The sequence below is a fragment of the Micromonospora craniellae genome (assembly GCF_014764405.1).
GTDB lineage: Bacteria > Actinomycetota > Actinomycetes > Mycobacteriales > Micromonosporaceae > Micromonospora > Micromonospora craniellae.
Map to the genome: position 1 here is coordinate 2,356,843 of NZ_CP061725.1, position 19,580 is coordinate 2,376,422.

The following is a 19,580-nucleotide window of genomic DNA, read 5'->3' on the forward strand; positions in this document are numbered from 1 at the left end:
CCATCAGTCGTGGGGTCTTCGCTCGTTACGCCTGCGGCACCATGAACGCGCCGGTGCGCGGCGGGCCGATCAGGTCGGCGCGTGGGTGCGGTTCGGCAGGCGTCGACCGATGGTCCAGCCCTGCCGCGACTCGTCCACGAGCCGCCGCACCGTCGCCTCGTCCGCGCCGTACAGGCGCGCCAAGAACCGCATGTCCGTCACGCTGACGCCGCACTGCCCCTGCTCGATCCGGTAGACCTTCGAGGTCACCCAGCCTGCCTCGGCCGCGACCTGACGGCCGGTGAGGCCACGAGCGCGACGCATCCGCTGAAGCTCGTGCCGGTAACCACGCAACTCCTGACCAGGCACCACACGAGGCAACCGACGACCCTGCTCAACCAGCCCACGCACCTGCTGCCGCAACGCCGCCTGGTCGCCGGGCGGATCGGCAATGAGGCACACGATCGCCTGCACGACATCCTCAATGCTGGTCAACTTCGCGTGCAGCCCATTGAAGTCAGGATGATCCATCCGCTGCTCCGTCCGTCGCGAGGTGATCATGCTGGGACGGTCGACGCAACCGACCGGAGCGGCAGTGCACCGTCGACCCGGTCGAAGATCGGGTCAGGGTCGGTACGCGCCATCACGTCACGCGGCAACACCGAGTCGACACCGGTGGCACCGCCGGGACGCCGGTACGTTGCCAGCACCGCGACAGCAGAGCGGTTCTCGATACGGCCGGGACACCACTGCGCGTCGCGTGGCGCCCACACCCAGACCAGAGCCCCCGGCTCGTAGGCGTAGCTGGCGGCTATCTCATCAGACCGCCGCTGCACCGGACTGACCACGGGAAGCGGAGACATCCTCGTCGCTCCTTTCTTGCTGTAGCACCGCGCCGACGATGATGAGGAAGTCGACTGCGGTGGCGCGTGTCTTGCACGCGGAGACGTGGCAGATCGGGCACGGTTGGAATGGTCGGCGACGATCGCTAGCGCGGAGAGTTTGGCGACAGCGGTGTCAGTGGTCCCCGCTCCCGGCCTGGTTCGCCCCCGGACACCCCCTGTCTGCCAGGGTGAGTTGAGGCCAGCGGTTCATAGCAAGTCCGCCGGACAGGGCGAGTTGAGGATTGAGAAGCGTTGACTACTGCTGTTGACATGGCCGTGGCCGAGGATGGGGTCATGAGTCGTAAGAAGGGACCGCGTTCGGGTGGTCCGCGTGCCCGCCGGTCGTTCACCCCGGGTCAGAAGTTGGAGCTACTGGCCGGATACGAGAAGGCCGTCGCGGCCGGTGACGGTGGGGCGTTCCTGCGGCGTGAGGGCTTGTACTCGTCGTTGATGTCGGAGTGGCGCCGGGCCCGTGACGCCGGGTTGTTGCAGGGCAAGCCGGCTGGGCAGACGGTAGGGCGGCCGTCGGCGGAGCAGGCGGAGATCGCCCGGTTGCGCCGTGAGCTGGAACTGGCGCAGGCGAAGTTGGCGCGGACGGAGACGGCGTTGACGATCATGGGAAAAGCGCGCGAGCTCTTGGAGGACATCTCCAGGAGCGAGCCGGACGGTCCGGACGTGTTCGGGCTCGGCAGACGCTGATGGACACCTACCACCAGCTGACCAGCGCGAAGGTCCCGACGCGGGAGGCGAAGCGGCTGACCGGGATCGCTCGGTCCAGCGCGGATCGGGACCGGCGGCGTCCGACACCGGCCCGGCCGATGCGACGCACGCCAGCGAACGCGCTCACCCTGGCCGAGCGGGAGCATGTGCTGCGGCTGGTGAACAGCCCGGAGTTCGTCGACGCGGCCCCGGCGCAGATCTACGCGGCGCTGCTGGATCAGGGTGTGTACGTCGGCTCGATCGCCACCATGTACCGGATCTTGCGCGAACACGAGCAGGTCCGCGAGCGTCGCCGGCAGGCCCGGCGCCCGGCCCGGCAGCGCCCGGAGCTGGTCGCCGACGCGCCGCGGCAGGTCTACACGTGGGACATCACGAAACTCGCTGGCCCCGTGAAAGGGATCTACTACGACGCGTACGTGATGATCGACGTCTACTCCCGGTACATCGTCGGCGTCCGCGTGCACGCCCGCGAGTCCGGCCCGCTTGCCGAGAACATGATGCGCGAGGTGTTCGACGTCCACGGCGTCCCCCACGTGGTCCACGCCGACCGGGGCACGTCTATGACCTCGAAATCGGTCGCTGACCTGCTCGAAGACCTTCAGGTAGCCCGCTCGCACTCGCGGCCCAAGACGTCCAACGACAACCCGTACAGCGAAGCATGGTTCAAGACGTTGAAGTACGCGCCGGTCTTCCCCAACCGGTTCGCGTCGCTCGCCCACTCCCGAGCGTTCATGAACGACTTCGTCACCTGGTACAACCACGCCCACCGGCACTCCGGAATCGGCCTGCACACCCCCGCCGACGTCCACCACGGCCGCCACCACCAAGTCCACGCCGCACGCCTCGACACTCTCGCCGCAGCCCGCGCCGCGCATCCGGAACGGTTCGGCGCCACCACCCGGACCACACCAAAGATCCTCGACCTGCCCGAACAGGTCTGGATCAACCAACCCCAGCCCCAGCCGCAACAACAAGCCGCTTAACTCCCGTTGGCCTCAAACCCTTGACACGTTCCGACCCGACAAAGCCACAGGTCACAGCGTGGCGTGGCTCATTTCCTTCTCGGCGGCGTGCCGCAACGCCGGCACCATCTCCTCGACGTTGAGCCCGTTGAGGTAGTCGATCACCAGAGCCCGCACGCCCTTGATCGTTTCCGGCATCTGCGCCGGATCAAGACCTGACGGCGGAATGACGGTACGGAAGCGGACATCGTTGATCGCACTACCGATCAGCCGCTCGGCCACCCATTGAGGCACCCGCTCCTTCAACACGAAGGTCAGGTGCACGCTGGCCTCAGAAGCGTTCCGCGAGTGCGGATTGTGTACCCACCCTCGCGGCAACACCAGCACGTCACCAACGGTCAGCTCGAACTCGTAGTCCGGGCCGGCTTGCATCCACTGCGCAACCCACTCGTCCTGCCACAGGTCGGTCGACATGGAGTGGTCACGGTAAGGCGCGTCGACTCTCGGCTTCCACAGCTCCCAGGTCTTCGACCCTTCCAACTGCACGACGATGCTGAGGTACTGGTCCCAGTGGTAGTCCAACCCTTGGTGGCCGGGCGGCGTGATGAAAGCGGTGACGTACCCCGCGCAGCCAGTCTCGGCCTGAATGCCCGCGCAGAAGACGCCCAACGGCGGGTGCCATCGATTCAGCTCCCGCAACTGAAAGGTGCATCCCTTGTCCAACAGCACCTGCGCGGAGGCCGGCAACACCCGGTCATCGGAGCTGTACCGCGCCGGGTGCAGCCCTTCGCCTCGATGGAACACGTTGACGTAGGCACTCGGCGCGCAGCCAGTGTCCAGGAACCCCCGGATCGTCTGCGCGCTGATCACCCGGCCGATCGGGCTGTCGCCGGGCAGCGTAAGCGTGTAAGGGCGGTCGGGCCACGCCGCGACAAGATCATGGGCGGCTTCGGACCCAAGGAGCAGTTCGAGGGACATAGGTATCTCCCAAAATTTCAGTGCGGTGGGAGGGGACACGGGGTGCGGGTGTGGTGGCGATGCGGGCAGCAGATCACCACGTACACGATCACCCGGTCGGCTCCGACGCTGGTGGTGTAGTGCCACACGGCGTCGCTGCCGGCCATCAGACCAGTGCGGGTGTGATGCAGCCGCGCTTCCTGGGGCAGGTAGCTCAACGTCCGGTCCGGCGGGTGCATGGCGTACGTCTCCGCCAGCCAACCCAGCGCGCCATCCACGTCCGTCCAGGTGCGCTCCCGGGCGGTCTGCGACCGACGCAGCAGGTAGTGACCTGTCTCGATCGACGGGACCGTGGCTCGGACAAACGCCACCGCCTGCGCGGAACCGAGATCCCGCCCCGGTGAGCGTTCGTGGTCGTGCTTGCGGTCGAACATTTCATGTCGGCCTGTCCACGGCCCGTACCCGTGCCAGTGATCCTGCTGCCTCGTCGCCACTATTCCCCCAGAGTGGACGGCTGGCCGCGCGCTGCGCGACCAGCCCGGGTGAATCAGATCTCGCCGGCCTGGTAGGCGGCGAAGAAGTTGTCCAGCTCGTCGCGGTTGAAGACCAGCAGCGGTGAGGCGGCGCCCAGCTTCGAGTCTCCGATGATGATGGCGTTCGGGTCGTTCGGGTGGACTCCAGCCGCCACGCAGCTCTCCATCGTGTTGGTGATTCCCCCACCGCACAGCCGCCGGAGGCTGACGTTGGAGATGTCGCCTGCGTACAGGTCGTCCGCGCCCGGGTTACTGCCCGGGGGTGTGCCCTGATCCATGATCGCCTTCCCTTCGGGAATGCCGCTATGCGGGGATTCGGTCCCCGCCCCGTGTTGCACTTGCGCCCATCGGGGAGCAGGAGCATGTCCCCTGGCAGTCCAGGTCGACTCGCACGCTCGCCCCTCCCGATGACCGTTGGTGGGGCTGCGGTGGCCACTGCAAGCACGCGACCAGGGAAAGTGCGCGCTCGGGTGGCCGGGGCCACCGCAGCCCCAGCGGACTTCCGCAGGCCACCAGCCGCGACAATGTCGTCAACGACCAGCGGCGCGTTCATCCAGTCGGACCCACCGGTTGGCCAGGGTGGGTCCTTGCCGCTCAGCATCACCCCGCCTACTGTCCGCAGGGGAGGGTGATGCTGTCCCTATCTGTCCCCACGTGGAGTGCGAGCATGGCGGAACGGTTCGGTGAGGTGCTGAAATCGATGCGGGAGGCGGCAGGTGTCAGCCTGCGAGCCCTCGCCGAACGGACCTACTACAGCAAGTCGGAAATCGCCCGGGTCGAATCCGGTCAGCGTCCACCGACATCCGGCCTCGTGGCCGCCTACGACACCGCGCTCGGCACGGCGCCGCTGCTGACCACTCTGCTTGCCCTCGATGGGGAGGACCACACCATGCAGCGACGTGCACTACTGGCCACGCTCACCGCCGCGACCGGCGCGGCCGGTATCGCCGGGGTTACTGCCGTCGCCGAGCTGATCCGGCATGGGTTGCTGGACGGTGCCGGGGAGGTCGAGGACTGGGGGCAGACGGTGACCGAGTATTCGCGCCGCCTAGTCGTGGACCCGTCCCCGGCGTTCGGTGCCGCGTTGCTGGGGCAGGTGATGTTGTGCAAGCAACAAATCGTGGACGCGGGTCCGACGGCAGAGCGGCTACGCGCTGCTGCCCTGCTCGGCCAGTTGTACGGACTCTGGCAGGGCAACCAGGACAAGATCAGTGAGGCGCATGGGTGGTACCGCGCCGCCGCGACCCTCGCCGACCGGTCTGGCGACACCCCCGCCCGCGTGTTCACCCGGGCTCGCACCGCGAGCCGGGGGATTTTCGAGGGGTACACCCTCACCGAGACGCGCGACCATGCCCGGGAAGCCCTCGACATTTCCGACCGGCCATCCCTCGGCGCTCTCGAAGCGCACTCCGCGCTGGTGCACGTCCACGCCCTCGCAGAAGATCTGCCCGGTGGCCGGCGTGCGCTGGCGGGGATGCTCGACGTCGCTGACCGACTTGACGACAACAGCCCCGACGGGCCGGCGGCCCGCACCATCTCCTTCGTCCACTACCTCGAATCTCGGTGCGGGTCACCGCGCTCCGCTGACCGGATATGGGAGCAGGCCGAACCCATGTTGCGGCCCATCCCTGTGTGGTGGCGCGAGGCGCAATGCTACTACGGGCTGTCGTTGGTTCGACGCGGTGACGTGGCCGAGGGGGTGCGGTACGCGCTCGACGCGGTCGCTGCCCTGCCCGCCCCGGTGCGGACCGTCGGTGTGGCCGTGGCCGATCTGCTGCGGGTGGTGCCGGCCGGGTACCGGTCAGCCGAGTTGGACGAGCTACGCGCCCACGCCCCCACCACCCCCGGCCCGTGGGTAGCCTTGGCCGTGTGACGAAGCCACGGCGGCACACCCCGGAGGATCTGGCCAGGGCTCAGGCTGCCCGGGATGAGGCCCGGCCGATGATCGAGCTAGTTGAGGCGGTGCGAGACGAGCCGGGCCGCTTGGTGCGCAACCCCTGCGACGACCGGACTTGCCCGACTTGCTGGGGCACCCCAGAAGAGGGCGAACACGCGCGGCGGACGGGCCTGCCGCTCGGGCATCCGTCGGCGCCACCGGTACGGCCGGAGCAGCGTGGCTTCGTGTCGAAGGATGGTGGGCCGAAGCCGTGGGAGCGGGACTGAGGCGCCAGCATGGTTGCCGCCCCCGTTTACCCCCCCCCCCCCCCCCCCCCCCCCCCCCCCCGAAAACCACTGCCAACGGTTGACCAGCGGCGACAAGCGATGATCACCTTGCCTGGTTGTTTGCGCAGGTCAACGCACAATACTGACAGCCGATGACGATGCCAAGGTCAAAGGGTTCGGGACGAGAGGCAGAGGTTAACCAGGGTCTTTGTTCAGGCGCTGGAGTCGGATCGGGTGCGCCGGGGCGAGCGATAGGCACCATTGACAGTCGGTCGCTGCTGTGCATAACCGTTCACTGTAAGCAACCTGTCGAGGGGGATCTATGAACAGTATGCGTGCAGCGAGCTGCGCTATCGCCCTGACCGTCGCCTTGCTCTCGACCGGAGCGAGCGCAGTAGCCTCTCCGCCGGCATCGGATCCGTCGCCAGCCGCGGCTCAACCCGGACTGGCGCCCGCCGGTGCGGAAGGTACGCACCTCGACGAGGAGGGCAACGTCCTGTCGATGCAGGGGGTGGACGCCGACCGAGTAGCAGGCGTCGGGCTCGACACGTATGACGAAGACGTACCACGGGATCGCCTACGGGACGCGAGTCCTACGGCGACGGAGTGCCCGTAGTAGTCGCGGGAGTCACGACCCGCCAGGGAGGCCGGGAAAGCCGGACCGCAGGGCGAAGGGGCACAGGTGATCACGACGTCCAGCGATGGGAGGTACGCGTGATGCGGAACGCCGCAACGGTGCTGGGCGTCATCCGGGAACGCGGCAGGCGTGGCCTGCCGATCGAGAGGCTGTATCGGCAACTGTTCAATCCGCAGTTGTTCCTGCTGGCCTACGGGCGCATCTACGCCAACAAGGGGTCGATGACGCCCGGAGTCACGCCGGAGACCGTGGACGGCATGTCCCTGGCCAAGATCGAAGCGATCATCGACGTGCTACGTCGTGAGCGCTACCGATGGCGGCCGGTCAAGCGGGTGCACATCCCGAAGAGCAACGGGAGATCGCGCCCGCTGGGCCTGCCGACGTGGTCGGACAAACTGGTCGCTGAGGTGGTGCGTCTGCTGTTGGAGGCGTACTACGACGTCCAGTTCTCCGACCGGTCCCACGGTTTCCGTCCGGGCCGGGGCTGCCACACCGCGTTGAGTGAGGTGGTCGAGGTCTGGAAGGGAACGCACTGGTTCATCGAGGGCGACATCTCCGACTGCTTCGGGTCTCTTGATCACCAGGTCATGGGCTCGACTCTTGCGGAGAAGATCCATGACGGCCGGTTCCTGCGGCTGGTGTCCAACATGCTCACGGCCGGGTACCTGCAGGACTGGCGATGGCACGCCACGCTCAGCGGTGCGCCGCAGGGCGGGGTGGCGTCACCGGTCCTGTCGAACATCTACCTGGACCGGTTGGACCGATTCGTCGAGCAGACCCTGCTGCCTGAATACCATCAAGGCATCCGGCGTCGGCGCCACCGCGCCTACCAAGTCGTCGTCGACCAGATCGCGAAGGCCAAACGCCACGGTGACCGTGCTGCGGTCCGGCTGCTCACGCAGCGCCGCCGCCGGATACCGAGCCAGGACCCCAACGATCCGGGCTATCGACGACTTCGGTATGTGCGCTACGCCGACGACTGGCTGCTGGGGTTCGCCGGACCGCGGCACGAAGCCGAACAGATCAAGACGCGGATCGCGACGTTCCTGCGCGAGGAACTCAAGCTGGAACTCTCGCCATCCAAGACGTTGATCACCCACGCCACCAGCCAGGCGGCGCGGTTCCTCGGCTACGAGGTCAAGACGCAACACTCGGACACGAAGATCACCCGGGGCCGCCGAGCGGCCAACGGGGCAATCGGACTGTTCGTGCCCCGCGACGTCATCAGGCAGCGATGCGCGAACTACCTGCGCGAAGGCAAACCCGCTCAACGCGGTGCGCTGCTTCACGACGACGACTTCACCATCGTCGCGAAGTACCAGGCCGAGTACCGGGGCCTGGTCCAGTACTACCTCCTCGCCCAGGACGTGTTCCGCCTGGACACCCTGCGCTGGGTCATGGAGACCTCCATGCTCAAGACCCTCGCAGGCAAACACCGGTCCACCGTCACGAAGATGGCCCGCAAGTACAAGACGGTCATCGGCACCCCTGACGGGCCACGGACCTGTTTCCAGGTCACCGTCCCCCGGGACCGGGGCAGGAAACCACTGGTCGCCCGCTTCGGTGGAATACCGCTACGCCGCCAACGCGCAGCGGTCCTGACCGACACGTCACCGATCATGGCCAGCGCCAAACGCAACGAACTGATCCACCGGCTGCTGGCCGGACGCTGCGAGCTCTGCGAGTCCACCGACAGGTTGGAAGTCCATCACCTGCGGAAACTCGCCGACCTCAACCGCCGCGATCGACCCGACAAACCCGCATGGGGTGCACCTCATGGCCAAACGCCGCCGCAAGACCCTCGTGATCTGCCGGAACTGCCACGAGGACATCCATGCCGGTCGGACACGCACATCCACCCGGAACTGACCACTGGAGAGCCGTGTGTCAGGGAAACCGACCAGCACGGTTCGGGAAGAGGCCGACGGAAAAGGACCCACACCACGGGCACCTCGCCGGCGGCCCACTTCACCCGTGCGGGCGGGTCCGGAAAACGGACCTGGAGCAATCCAGGCACCGCGCCCGGGCCCGACCCAACACCTTCGCCTGGTTCACCGGCTACCGCCGCCTCACCATCCGCTACGAACGCAACCCCGGCCTCTACTGCGCATTCGTCGCCCTCGCCGCCGCCCTGACCTGCCACAAGCTCTACCTCAAACTCACCACCTGAGACAGGCTCTAAACGGCTAGCTATTTACGAAACACAACACTAGCCGCTTGTGGAGGCGCGTTAACAGGGGACCCGTGCTATACCTCAGGCGTTAACAAGGTGCCCTTCCTTGCATCAGTGCGCGCTGCATCGGCGCTTCCCTGCATCAGTGCTTGCGTGCAGTCAGCGCCAGCCGACGTCGATGCGGTCGCCTCGGTCGTCGAAGAAGTGCAGGGCGTCCATCCGGACCTTCACGCTGAGCGGATGACCGGTGGAGACCGCCGGGTACGGTGCCAGCCGGACGGCCAACTCGGCCGGGCGGCGGTGGTGGCGGCCCGGATCGTTCAGGACGCTGGTGTTGGTGCCGCCGATCGACGCGTGTTCGCCCTGCTCGACGGCGACCCGACCGGTGAACCGCTGCATCATCTGTCCGAACCGGCGCAGGCCACGCTGACCGAGCGGGGTGTCACCGTCGATCGGACCACCGACCTCGTCGACCACGATCGCGGAGGCCCCGATGTCGAGGAAGGCCAGGGACTCGTGGCCGTGGTGTTCGAGGTAGCGGATCCGGCCCCGGAGAACGTCGCCGGAGGTGTCCGGAGCGACCGGGGTGAGCGCCTCCGCACGCATCCCGACCACGATCCGCTCCCCGTGGTAGTGCGCCACCGCCCGGCTGCGGATGTCGTTCCAGGGCAGGTAGAGCGCCTGCTCGCCGAGGGTGAGGGTGACGTACCGGTCGAGGTGGACGTAGACCGACGCCTCCAGCAGGTTCATCCGGGGGCTGCCAAGGAACGCGGCGACATAGAGGGTGGCCGGGCGGCCGTACACCTGGGTGGGGGTGCCGACGTCCTGGAGGACGCCCTTGCGCATGATGGCGACCCGGTCGGCCATGGTCAGCGCCTCGGCCTGGTCGTGGGTCACGTAGACGGTGGTGACGCCCAGCTCACGGGTCAGGCCGGAGATCTCCGCGCGCAGCTCGGCGCGCAGGCCGCTGTCCAGGTTCGACAGCGGTTCGTCCATCAGGAACAGGCCGGGCCGGCGTACGATCGCCCGGCCCATCGCCACCCGTTGCCGCTGCCCGCCGGAGAGCTGGCTGGGACGTCGGGCCAGCACGTCGCCGATACCGAGGGCGCTGGCCACGTCGCCGACCCGCTCGCCGCGCGGGGTCGGTTCGACGCCGGCCAGCTTGAGCGGGAAGGCGATGTTGTCGTTGACGCTCATGTGCGGATAGAGGGCGAAGTCCTGGAAGACCATCGCGATCCGCCGTTCCCGGGGCGGCAGCTCGTTCGCCCACTCGCCGTCGAGCATCACCGCGCCTGAGGTCGGTTCCTCCAGCCCGGCGATCATCCGGAGTACCGTGGACTTGCCACAGCCGGACGGCCCGAGCAGCACCATGAACTCGCCGTCGTTGACCTCGAGATTGATGGTGTCGACGGCGACGGTGCCGTCCCGGAAGACCTTTATCACATCCTTGAGCGCGACGGTTGTCACCGTCTCCTCCCCCAGCTCGTCGGCGAACCCGGAAATGACTGTGGCGAGGATCATGCGGTGAGCACATCGGGTAAACGTGCCATGTTCGAATCGTGACAGACCTATTTCGGTCCATCGAATGACGGCGATTGCACGGAAAGAGGAACTCAGGCGGCCGTCTCGCCCAGGAAGACCTGCCGGGCCACCCGTTCGGCGGCGTGCCCGTCCTCCAGCGCGCAGAACCGTTCCCGGAACGCGGTCCGGGCCCGGTCGGCCTCCGGTGTGTCCAGCGCGCCGGAGCGGAACACGTCGAGCAGTTCGGGGAAGGTACGCGCCACCGCACCGGGCGGCTCGGCGGTGACGTCGAAGTAGACCCCCCGGGTCAACCGGTACGCGTCCCAGTCCGGCGCGTAGACGACGATCGGCCGGTCCAGGACCGCGTAGTCGAACATCGCGGACGAGTAGTCGGTGACCAGCACGTCGGCCGCGAGATAGAGGTTTTCGACGCGGGGATGGTCGCTGACGTCGACGATCCGGGCCCGGCTGCTCGGGCCCGGCGTCCGGAGATCCCGGTCATGGAAGTAGTGGCTGCGCATCAGCAGCAGGCCGGACGGGCCGACCGCGTCGAGGAACCGCTCCGGGTCGAACGGTGGACGGTAGCCGGGCAGGTGCTCCCGGTGCGTCGGGGCGTACAGCACCACCCGCTCGCCGAGGCCGGCACCCACCTCCGCGCGCAGCCGCAGGACCTCCTCGGCGGTGGCGGTCACCAACCGGTCGTTGCGGGGATAGCCCACCTCCAGAGTGGTGTACGCGGCCGGATAGGCCCGTTCCCACATCTGCGTGGAGAAGCTGTTCGCGGTGACCGAGAAGTCCCAGCGGTCCACCCGGCGCAGCAGCCCGGCGAAGTCCATGCCGGTCGCGCCCAGCGGGTACCGCTGCTGGTCCAGCCCCATCACCTTGACCGGGGTGCCGTGGTGGGTCTGCACGTGCACCGTGCCCGGTCGCTTGCGGACCGAGTCCGGAAAGTTGACGTTGTTGATCAGCCACCGGGCGCGGGCCAGCACCCGGTGGTACGCGGCCGTACCGGCCACCACGTACTCAATCCCGTCGGGCAGGGTGTGCACCCGGTCCCGCCGGACGATCCAGACGCCCCGCACGTGCGGCGCCAGCCGCCGCGCCGCCTCGTACACCGCAGCCGGGTTGCAGGCGTACCCGCGATACCAGTACGCCGCGTACACGGCCAGGTTCTCGTCGACCGGCCGGCGTCGCTCGATCCACTGGTACTCGCGCAGCGCGGCGTCACGGGCCAGGCGTACGCCCCGACGGGCCGGCGGGCCCACCCGGTGCCGGGCCCGGCGGGCGACCCGGCGGGCGACCCGGCGGGCCGTCTCGCCCGCGCGGCCGGTGGCCCGTAGTGCGCTGAACGTCCGCCATCGACCGGCCGCGACCAGGCGATGCTTGAGCCCTTCGAGCCCGTCCGGGACGCGATGGCCACCGGGCGGGCGGAAGCGGGCATGCTCGATGGTGATCCGGGCGAAGAAGGTCGGCCGCAGTTCCGCCGGGATCCGCTCGTCGGTGCCGAGCACGGTCAGGTAGTGCCACATCATCCGCGTGAACACCGCCGGCCGCAGGTCCTCGGCACCGAACCGGTCCAGGTCCCGGAACACCCGGTGCCACTGGTGGAACACCTCGAAGTGCCGCTCGCCCTGGGTCTTCGTGATCGCGCCGGCCCGCCGCTGCCGGTAGTTGACGCAGACCACGTCGAGCACGCCGATCCGGTCGGCGGCCAGCAGCGCCGGATAGCTGAACGACACGTCCTCGTACCAGCCGGGGGCGAAGCGCAGCTCGGCGTCGGCGAGAAACTGTCGGCGCAGCAGCCGGTTCCAGGCGGTGTGCAGCAGTTCCAGCGTCTCCGGCCGCTCGGCCAGCCGGAACGTCTCCGGCCCCGGCGGCTCCGGGAAGACCTCCGCCATCGCGCTGGCGCTGGCCCGGTCGTCCCAGTACGTGCGGACGTGGTCGACCAGCAGCACGTCGGGTCGGGTCGCGCGGAGCCGGTCGGCCACCTCGGCCAGGCAGCCCGGCGCGAGCCAGTCGTCACCGTCGACGAACCAGACGTACTCGCCGACGGCCAGGTCCAGCCCGACGTTGCGGGCCGGGCCGAGCCCGACGTTGTCCTCCAGCCGGACCGCCTTTACCCGGTCGTCGCGGGCGGCGTACTCGTCGAGGATGTCGCCGACCGCGTCGGGCGAGCAGTCGTCGATCCCGATCACCTCGATGTCGGCGATCGGCTGTCCGAGGATCGAGTCCAGGCACTCCCGCAGGTAGCCCTGCACCCGGAAGGCCGGGACGACGAAGCTGATCAGCGTCATCGTCCCGGCCTCCCGTCAGAGCGTCGCGCCTTGTCGCGTACCCGCCGGTGCCCGGGTGGGACGGGTCGGCCGGACGAACCAGGCCAACACCACACTTGCCACGAACAGCACCAGAAGGTAGATACTGAGTGTAGCCAGACCGATACTCGCGATTCCGGCGATCGCCGTCAGCGCCAGCACCACCGACCGCCCCTCCCAACCCAGCGTCGCCGAGTGCAGCGGCGGCGCCGGTTGCCGCTTCTCCAGGCGGGCGACCAGGTCGTAGTGGTGCAGGGTGAGCACGAAGACGTACCCGAAGATCAGCCACGCGGGCACGCCGCCGATCACCCCGACCGCGACGGCGAAGAGGAACTCGGCGGCCCGCAACGCGGCCGGCGCCAGCCAGTCCAACGGCCCGTTGTGCGCCGCACCGGTCCCCGCCGCAGCGGCCAGCAGCACCAGCAGCACCACCGGCACCGCCGCCCAACGCAGCCAGGCCGCCGGATCGCCGCCGTCCCCCAGCAGCGTCACCAGCACCAACCCCGCCGCAGCCAGCGCCGCGACCACCGCCAGGACCAGCGGCCCCGGCCGGCGCAGCACCGGCAGCCGGGTGGCCAGCGGGCCGTCGTCGCGGTGCAGGGTCGCGTCGACCGTGTCCAGCACCGGCACCCACATCCAGCGGGCCCGCAGGGTACGCAGCGCACCGGTGTACGCGAACGCCAGCACACCCCAGGTGAGCACCGCGAACAGGGCGACCCGCTGGTCGAACAGCGCGGCGGCCAGCGCGATCAGCGCCCACCGTTCCCCGATCGGGAAGACGACCGTGCGCTTGAGCCAGTACGACAGCGACCCCGAGTCGGCCTGCACCCGGTTGGAGGCGGCGTTCAGCCGGTCGCCGATACCGCCACCGCCGGTGCCCACCGTCTTCGGTCGACGGGCCGCCTCGTCGTGCAGCACGCCGTACCACGCGTCGGTCATGTGCCGCACGGTCTGCAGGGTCATCGCGGCGATGGCCAGCGCCCAGCCGTACCGGAACCCGGCCGCCGTGGCGCCCCACCCGAGACCCGCGTAGACCAGGTACTCCTTGGCCCGGTCGGCCATGGTGTCCAGCCAGCCGCCCCAGGCGCTGAAGTGGCGGGTGTAGCGGGCGAGCTGACCGTCCACACAGTCGAGCACGAAGCCGAGATAGAGCAGGACCGCACCGCCGACCAGCGCCGGCCGGCCACCGGTGGCGAACAACGCGGCGGCGGCGACCGCGAAGGCCACCGAGATCATGGTGACCGCCGTCGGGCTCAGCCCCAACCGGGCGCAGACCTTGGTGACCTGCGGCGACCAGGTGCTGACGAAGTACGTGGTGAAGAAGTCGTCCTTCTCCTTCACCGAGAGCCGCAGCTCGGCCCGGTCCTCGTCGACGGCGGCCACCGCCGCCTCGGCGGCGGCCAGCCCGGGCGCGTCGTCGACCCGGTGCGCGACCAGCAGGCGTACCCGGTGGGCGAAGACCAGCGCCCCCTGCCCGGTGAGGCCCGCGAAGACCTGGTCCACGGCCGGGCCCGGGGTCCGCCGGTCGGTGCCGGCCGCGCGAGCGGCGGCGACCAGCGCCGGTACGTCGTCCCGACCGACCCGCACCGCGCCCCCGAAGATGCCGGTGGCCTCGCCGTCGAGCCGCTCGACCGGACCGGCGTCGACCACCTGGCCACGCTCCTCACGGACCACTGTCCGCCCAGCGGTGGGCGGGTCCGTGAGCACCAGCGCCACGGTCGGCCCGACCGGGCTGGTCACCAGATGCCGCAGTACGGCGGTGTGCGCCACCAGGTCCGCACCGCTGACCACCACCGGGCCGCCCGCCGTAGCGGCTAGGTCCGCCACCTCGTCCAGGGTCGCGGCGAACCGCACGTCAGCCACCCCGGCCCGCCGCCACTGCTCGGCCAGCCGGTCCGCCAGGGAGCCGCCCGGCGCCGCACCCGTCGGCAGGCTCGCGGCCGGCGAACCGGCGGCGAGCACGATCGCGATAGTCACCGGGGAACCGCGTCGTGATAAGCGGCCAGCGCCTCGGCGATGGTTCCGTCGACGCTCAGCCGGCCGCCGTCGAGGAAGAGTCCTCGACGACAGAACCGGGTCAGGTCCTTTTCGTTGTGTGAGACCAGCACCAGAGTGCGCCCCTCCCCGAGCAGACGATCGATGGTCGTGTAGCACTTGTCGCGGAACTCGGCGTCGCCCACCGCCGTCACCTCGTCCATCAACAGGATGGGGTGCGGCAGGTGAGAGATGATCGCAAACCCGAGCCGGACCTTCATGCCGGACGAGTAGTGGCGTACCGAGGTGTCGATGGCCCCCTGCACCTGCTCGCCCGCGAACGAGACGATCTCGTCGAAGTGCCGCTTCAGGTATCTCGACGACAGCCCGTGCAGCCCACCCACCAGGTACAGGTTCTCCCGCCCGGTCAGGTCGTTGGAGAAACCGGCGGAGAGTTCCAGTAGCGGCGCGACGTCGCCACGGACCCGGATCCGCCCCTCGTCCGGGATCAGCACCCCGGCGATCAGCCGCAGCAGGGTGCTCTTGCCGGTGCCGTTACGGCCGATCACCCCGAGCGTCTCGCCCGGCGCGATCGAGAAGGAGACGTCCCGCAGCGGCCAGAACCGGCCATCGGAGGCGCCGCGCGTACCCCGGTGGATGAACAGCTCGCGGAGCCGCAACTGCCGGCGGCGGTTGCGGACGAACCGGATGCCGAGGCCCTCCGCCTCGATGATCGCCTCGGCCATCAGAGTTCCTTGAGCACGGCGGGTTCGAGCCGACGGAACGTCCACCAGCCCACCACCAGGACCAGCAGGCTGATGCCGACGGTGGTGGCGAGCATCCGGGCGTGCGGGAACTCGTCCGGGTACCAGACCGCGTGATGCAGTTGGAAGATGCCGACCAGCGGGTTGAGTTCGTAGCCCGACTTGAGCCAGCCGGGCAGGCCGGAGTCCCGGACCAGGCTCAGTGGATAGATGATCGGCGTGGCATAGAACAGCACCCGGATGAGCAGACGCATGAACCGCTCCACATCGCGCATCAGCACGTTCGCCGCCGACAGCAGCAGCGCCAACCCGACCAGCAGGGTGGCCTGCACCAGCACCGCCAGCGGCAGGGCGAGCAGCGACCAGCCCGGGTCGATCCTGCCGTCGGCCGCGTACCAGATCGCGATGGCGGCCAGGATCGGCAGGCCGGCGGCGTACTCGGCGAAACGGCCGGTGACCCGACCGATCGGGAAGACCTGCCGGGGCACGTTCATCGTGGTGATCAACCGGGACTGACCGGTCAGCGCGTTGGTCGCCTCGCTCAACGCCGAGCTGGTCCACATCCAGGCGAAGATCCCGGTGATCAGGAACAACGGATACGACCCGGCGGCCTCGCCGAGATGCCGGTTGGTGTCCCGGGAGTACAGGACGCCGAAGACGAACCAATAGATCGCCCCCATACCCAGCGGCTCGATCAGCGACCAGAGATACCCCAGCACGGACTGCTGGTACTTGACCGCGAGATCACGCCGGACCAGGATGCGCAGCGAATTGCGGTGCGACCACAACGCCCCCACGCCAGAGGTCACCGCCGTCTCCCGCCTGCTGAACGGACGACAGGTTAGCAGCCGGTGAACGTCGTCCGCTCAGCACTCGATCACGTTGACCGCGAGGCCGCCGCGCGCCGTCTCCTTGTACTTGACCTTCATGTCGGCGCCGGTCTCGCGCATGGTCTTGATGACCTTGTCGAGCGACACGGCGTGCACCCCGTCACCACGCAACGCGAGCCGGGCGGCGGTGATCGCCTTGATGCTAGCCACCGCGTTACGTTCGATGCACGGGATCTGCACCAGGCCCCCGACCGGGTCGCAGGTCAACCCCAGGTTGTGCTCCATGCCGATCTCGGCGGCGTTCTCCACCTGGGCCGGCGTACCGCCCAGCGCCTCGGCCAACCCGGCCGCCGCCATCGAACACGCCGACCCGACCTCACCCTGGCAGCCCACCTCGGCACCGGAGATCGACGCGTTCTCCTTGTACAGCACCCCGATCGCCCCGGCCGCCAGCAGGAACCGCAGCACCCCCTCGTCGGAGGCCCCCGGCATGAACCGCGTGTAGTAGTGCAACACCGCCGGAATGATCCCGGCCGCACCGTTGGTCGGCGCGGTCACCACCCGCCCGCCGGCCGCGTTCTCCTCGTTGACCGCCAGGGCGAACAGCGTCACCCAGTCCATCACGTGCAGCGGATCCCCGTCCGGCACCACCGTGTCGGTCTCCAGACTGCGACGCAGTTCGGCCGCGCGGCGGCGCACCTTCAACCCGCCCGGCAGCGTGCCGTGCCGGGAACAGCCGCGCTCCACGCACTCGCGCATCACCCGCCAGATGTCCAGCAGCCCGGCCCGCACGTCCGCCTCGGCCCGCCAGGACACCTCGTTGGCGAGCATCACCTCGCTGATCGACAGGCCGGTCGAGGCGGTCACGTCGAGCAGGTCCGCGCCGGTCAGGAACGGATACCGCACCGGTGTGCCGTCGGGCGTGATCCGATCCGCCCCGGCCGCCGCCTCGTCCACCACGAACCCGCCGCCGACCGAATAGTAGGTCCGCGTCCTGACCTCGGATCCGCTCGCGTCGAAGGCCGCGAAGACCATCCCGTTCGGGTGGTACGGCAACGACCGCCGCCGGTGCAACGTCAGATCCCGGTCCGGCTCGAAGTCGATGACGTGCGTGTCGACCAGCGCCAACCGGCCCTCCGCCCGGATCCGGGCCACCCGCGCGTCGACGCTGTCGGTGTCGACCGTCTCCGGCGCCTCACCGGCCAGTCCGAGCAGCACCGCCCGATCACTGCCGTGCCCGTGCCCCGTCGCGCCGAGAGAACCGAACAGCTCCGCCCGCACCCGGGCCACGTTGGCGAGCAGACCATCGGCCTTCAGCCCCGCGACGAACGTACGCGCCGCCCGCATCGGCCCCACCGTGTGCGAACTGGACGGCCCGATGCCCACACTGAACAGGTCGAACACACTGATCATGACTGCACTTCCTCGCCCTGCCCCGGGATCACCGGTCAACGGCCCGCCGAAAGAGGTGGCCGCCTCCCCGGTCCGAACGCGGCCCGCCACACGCCCTGGTCAGGACGCACAACCCACCGAGCCTATCCCCCCTCCTCCACACCCCCTCCCACCGCACCTCAGCCACCCCCACACGCCCGCCCTCGGCGTGCGGGACCGGGCACGGGCGGGCGCGAGGCGAGGCGGGACCTGGGGGTTGCTCGGGGATGGGTGGCTGGGTGCGGACGCGGGTAAGTACCTACGGGTGGGCGCGGTGAGGTTCGTTCTCGCGGGCGAGGGCATGGACGTCATCCGTTCCTAGCTTTGATTGCAGGAGCGGCGGATCGCCGCAGAGGGGAATTGCCACCATGAGTCGCAAACTGGTCCGGCCCCGGCAGGGGCGCATGTTCGCCGGGGTCTGCGCCGGCCTGGCCCAACGCTTCGGCACCTCGGCCGGGCTCATCCGGCTGTTGTTCCTGCTGTCGCTGCTGCTGCCCGGCACCCAGGTCGTCATCTACCTGGCGCTCTGGATCATCATGCCCAACGAGGACCGTTACCTCGTCGCAGGCCACTGACCGGTCCGCCCCCGTACGCGAGGCCATCCCGGTCACCGAGAGGCGCTCCCGCGCAAGCTGCCCACCCAGGCCAACGGCACCCACCAAGATCATCCGGGCCGCCGGCTCACGTCGGCGGCCCTCGGCTTTCCACACTATGGGGCCGAACGGACGGTCGAGGGAGGCGAGCAGCGGATCCCGGAACTCAGGCCCGGGCCACGCACCCTCATGGTTGTTGCTGCCTCCATCCGCGCCAGCGGGAAAACCCACCCCGCCGGCTGGTCAAAGAACGGCAGCCAGCGGGGTGGGGAGTGCGGTCAGGTGGCGGTGTAGGTGATGGTGACCTGCTCGAAGCCGAGGGAGGCGAGCAGGCCGGTCAGCATCTTGCGGGTGTTCTCCTCGGCGCGGGCGGTCAGGCCGCTGTCCCGGGCGGCGGCGGTGATCCGGTCCTCGGCGAGTTGGTAGACCTGCTGCTGCCGGTTCGGGTCGCCGCCGATCAGGTCGCCGACGCGGTTGAGCAGCCCCCGCTCCTCCGCGAAGACGTAGCTCTTGTCGAGGTCGAGGTTGGTCTCGGCGAGTTGTGGCGCGGGCAGTTTGACCTCGACGGACTTGCCGTCGGCGGACTGCACGATCGCGCCTTCGCTGAGGGCGCCGAAGTCCACGTACGCCTCGACGCTGCCGGACCCGACGAACAGCGTGCGCTGGTTGAGCAGCCAGTCCGGTACGTTGCGCCGGTCGTTCTCCAAGTCGACCACGACCTGGAAGTTGCCTTCGGCAGCCACGTAGCGGCTGAGGTCCTGCATCGACTCCAGTAGTGCGGGCTGGGTGCGGTCGGTCTGCTCCTTGCTGAACGGGTTGCGGAACTCCGGCAGGAGCCCGGTGGTCTGCACGCCGAGCAGCACCACCACCGCCATCGCCGCGGCGCCGAGCACCCAGAGCAGGGCCCTCGCGGCACCGCCACCGCCGCCGCCCGGTGGCACGGGTGGGGCGTCCGGCCGCCCTGTGTCCTCGTCACGGGGCTCGTGATCGGCAAACGTGCTGGTGGGCTGGTTGATGTCGCCGTCGCGTGCCATCGCCCTCACCGTCCTCGTCAGACGCGTTGTCTGATGATGACGGTAAGCCCCCCGTACGACAGCCGCTCGCCGAGTCGCCCGAACGCGTGTTTCCGCAGGCCAGAAGGGCGAAT

Annotated in this window: 15 protein-coding genes and 1 pseudogene; 4 read left to right on the forward strand and 12 right to left on the reverse strand. The window is 69.1% G+C overall.

Annotated features, from left to right (window positions below; all coding sequences use genetic code 11):
• Nucleotides 1-69: 69 nt before the first annotated feature.
• Both ID554_RS10435 and ID554_RS10440 read right to left on the reverse strand, forming a co-directional pair.
• Nucleotides 70-510, reverse strand: coding sequence for a helix-turn-helix domain-containing protein (locus ID554_RS10435; protein WP_191088775.1), 441 nt, complete (start codon nt 508-510; stop codon nt 70-72).
• Nucleotides 511-536: 26 nt separating this feature from the next.
• Nucleotides 537-842, reverse strand: a complete 306-nt coding sequence (locus tag ID554_RS10440; protein ID WP_147333649.1) for a hypothetical protein — start codon at nt 840-842, stop codon at nt 537-539.
• 291 nt (nt 843-1,133) lie between these two features.
• On the opposite strand from ID554_RS10440, the gene ID554_RS10445 reads away from it, so the two are divergent.
• Nucleotides 1,134-2,566, forward strand: a protein-coding gene (locus ID554_RS10445; protein ID WP_396888540.1) for an IS3 family transposase whose coding sequence is annotated in 2 segments (ribosomal slippage) — nt 1,134-1,491 and nt 1,491-2,566 — 1,434 coding nt in all. Because the reading frame shifts where the segments join, the coding sequence is not laid out codon by codon here.
• Nucleotides 2,567-2,617: 51 nt separating this feature from the next.
• Here ID554_RS10445 and ID554_RS10450 read toward each other — a convergent pair.
• From ID554_RS10450 to ID554_RS10460, 3 genes are all read right to left on the reverse strand, one after another.
• The gene (locus tag ID554_RS10450) at nt 2,618-3,523 is read right to left on the reverse strand and encodes a JmjC domain-containing protein (protein ID WP_191088776.1); all 906 of its coding nucleotides are present in this window, start codon (nt 3,521-3,523) and stop codon (nt 2,618-2,620) included.
• A 17-nt stretch (nt 3,524-3,540) separates the two neighbouring features.
• Nucleotides 3,541-3,936 (reverse strand): hypothetical protein, encoded by a 396-nt coding sequence (locus ID554_RS10455; RefSeq protein WP_117231342.1) that lies wholly within the window; start codon nt 3,934-3,936, stop codon nt 3,541-3,543.
• 113 nt (nt 3,937-4,049) lie between these two features.
• Entirely contained in the window at nt 4,050-4,313 is a 264-nt protein-coding gene (locus tag ID554_RS10460; RefSeq protein ID WP_117231343.1) for a DUF397 domain-containing protein, read from the reverse strand.
• Between the two features lie 389 nt (nt 4,314-4,702).
• Here ID554_RS10460 and ID554_RS10465 point away from each other — a divergent pair, with 389 nt between their 5' ends.
• Together ID554_RS10465 and ID554_RS10470 are read left to right on the forward strand one after the other, a co-directional pair.
• Nucleotides 4,703-5,908 (forward strand): helix-turn-helix domain-containing protein, encoded by a 1,206-nt coding sequence (locus ID554_RS10465; RefSeq protein WP_117231344.1) that lies wholly within the window; start codon nt 4,703-4,705, stop codon nt 5,906-5,908.
• A gap of 1,007 nt (nt 5,909-6,915) precedes the next feature.
• Nucleotides 6,916-8,970 carry a reverse transcriptase/maturase family protein gene (locus tag ID554_RS10470; protein WP_223884523.1) on the forward strand — a complete coding sequence of 685 codons (2,055 nt, stop codon included), beginning with the start codon at nt 6,916-6,918 and terminating at the stop codon, nt 8,968-8,970.
• A gap of 197 nt (nt 8,971-9,167) precedes the next feature.
• Here the strand turns inward: ID554_RS10470 and ID554_RS10480 are convergent, their stop codons facing one another.
• From ID554_RS10480 to ID554_RS10505, 6 genes and pseudogenes are all read right to left on the reverse strand, one after another.
• Nucleotides 9,168-10,529 (reverse strand): ABC transporter ATP-binding protein, encoded by a 1,362-nt coding sequence (locus tag ID554_RS10480; protein WP_396888498.1) that lies wholly within the window; start codon nt 10,527-10,529, stop codon nt 9,168-9,170.
• 92 nt (nt 10,530-10,621) lie between these two features.
• On the reverse strand, nt 10,622-12,823 hold the full coding sequence (locus ID554_RS10485) for a bifunctional glycosyltransferase/CDP-glycerol:glycerophosphate glycerophosphotransferase (protein WP_117230300.1): 2,202 nt from the start codon (nt 12,821-12,823) through the stop codon (nt 10,622-10,624).
• A 15-nt stretch (nt 12,824-12,838) separates the two neighbouring features.
• Complete coding sequence (locus tag ID554_RS10490) at nt 12,839-14,818, reverse strand: DUF5941 domain-containing protein (RefSeq protein ID WP_117230301.1); 1,980 nt, start codon at nt 14,816-14,818, stop codon at nt 12,839-12,841.
• Nucleotides 14,815-15,420, reverse strand: a pseudogene (locus ID554_RS10495) (ABC transporter ATP-binding protein); the annotation flags it as partial. The pseudogene ID554_RS10495 and the gene ID554_RS10490, both read right to left, overlap by 4 nt.
• Nucleotides 15,421-15,560: 140 nt before the next feature.
• Entirely contained in the window at nt 15,561-16,388 is an 828-nt protein-coding gene (locus ID554_RS10500) for an ABC transporter permease (protein ID WP_117230303.1), read from the reverse strand.
• Nucleotides 16,389-16,445: 57 nt separating this feature from the next.
• Nucleotides 16,446-17,822 (reverse strand): L-serine ammonia-lyase, encoded by a 1,377-nt coding sequence (locus ID554_RS10505; protein ID WP_117230304.1) that lies wholly within the window; start codon nt 17,820-17,822, stop codon nt 16,446-16,448.
• 386 nt (nt 17,823-18,208) lie between these two features.
• Between ID554_RS10505 and ID554_RS10510 the strand changes: the two genes are divergently transcribed.
• Nucleotides 18,209-18,415: a PspC domain-containing protein gene (locus ID554_RS10510; RefSeq protein ID WP_117230305.1), complete on the forward strand. Its 207-nt coding sequence runs from the start codon at nt 18,209-18,211 to the stop codon at nt 18,413-18,415.
• 296 nt (nt 18,416-18,711) lie between these two features.
• Here ID554_RS10510 and ID554_RS10515 read toward each other — a convergent pair whose 3' ends face one another.
• Nucleotides 18,712-19,467, reverse strand: coding sequence for a DUF4230 domain-containing protein (locus ID554_RS10515; RefSeq protein ID WP_117230306.1), 756 nt, complete (start codon nt 19,465-19,467; stop codon nt 18,712-18,714).
• Nucleotides 19,468-19,580: the final 113 nt, after the last annotated feature.

Coding starts and splice junctions, on each gene's coding strand:
- ID554_RS10515 (WP_117230306.1), bottom strand. CDS start 19,467: ATGGCACGCGACGGCGACATCAACCAGCCCACCAGCACGTTTGCCGAT.
- ID554_RS10505 (WP_117230304.1), bottom strand. CDS start 17,822: ATGATCAGTGTGTTCGACCTGTTCAGTGTGGGCATCGGGCCGTCCAGT.
- ID554_RS10465 (WP_117231344.1), top strand. CDS start 4,703: ATGGCGGAACGGTTCGGTGAGGTGCTGAAATCGATGCGGGAGGCGGCA.
- ID554_RS10435 (WP_191088775.1), bottom strand. CDS start 510: ATGGATCATCCTGACTTCAATGGGCTGCACGCGAAGTTGACCAGCATT.
- ID554_RS10480 (WP_396888498.1), bottom strand. CDS start 10,529: ATGATCCTCGCCACAGTCATTTCCGGGTTCGCCGACGAGCTGGGGGAG.
- ID554_RS10510 (WP_117230305.1), top strand. CDS start 18,209: ATGAGTCGCAAACTGGTCCGGCCCCGGCAGGGGCGCATGTTCGCCGGG.
- ID554_RS10470 (WP_223884523.1), top strand. CDS start 6,916: ATGCGGAACGCCGCAACGGTGCTGGGCGTCATCCGGGAACGCGGCAGG.
- ID554_RS10455 (WP_117231342.1), bottom strand. CDS start 3,936: ATGTTCGACCGCAAGCACGACCACGAACGCTCACCGGGGCGGGATCTC.
- ID554_RS10460 (WP_117231343.1), bottom strand. CDS start 4,313: ATGGATCAGGGCACACCCCCGGGCAGTAACCCGGGCGCGGACGACCTG.
- ID554_RS10485 (WP_117230300.1), bottom strand. CDS start 12,823: ATGACGCTGATCAGCTTCGTCGTCCCGGCCTTCCGGGTGCAGGGCTAC.
- ID554_RS10450 (WP_191088776.1), bottom strand. CDS start 3,523: ATGTCCCTCGAACTGCTCCTTGGGTCCGAAGCCGCCCATGATCTTGTC.
- ID554_RS10440 (WP_147333649.1), bottom strand. CDS start 842: ATGTCTCCGCTTCCCGTGGTCAGTCCGGTGCAGCGGCGGTCTGATGAG.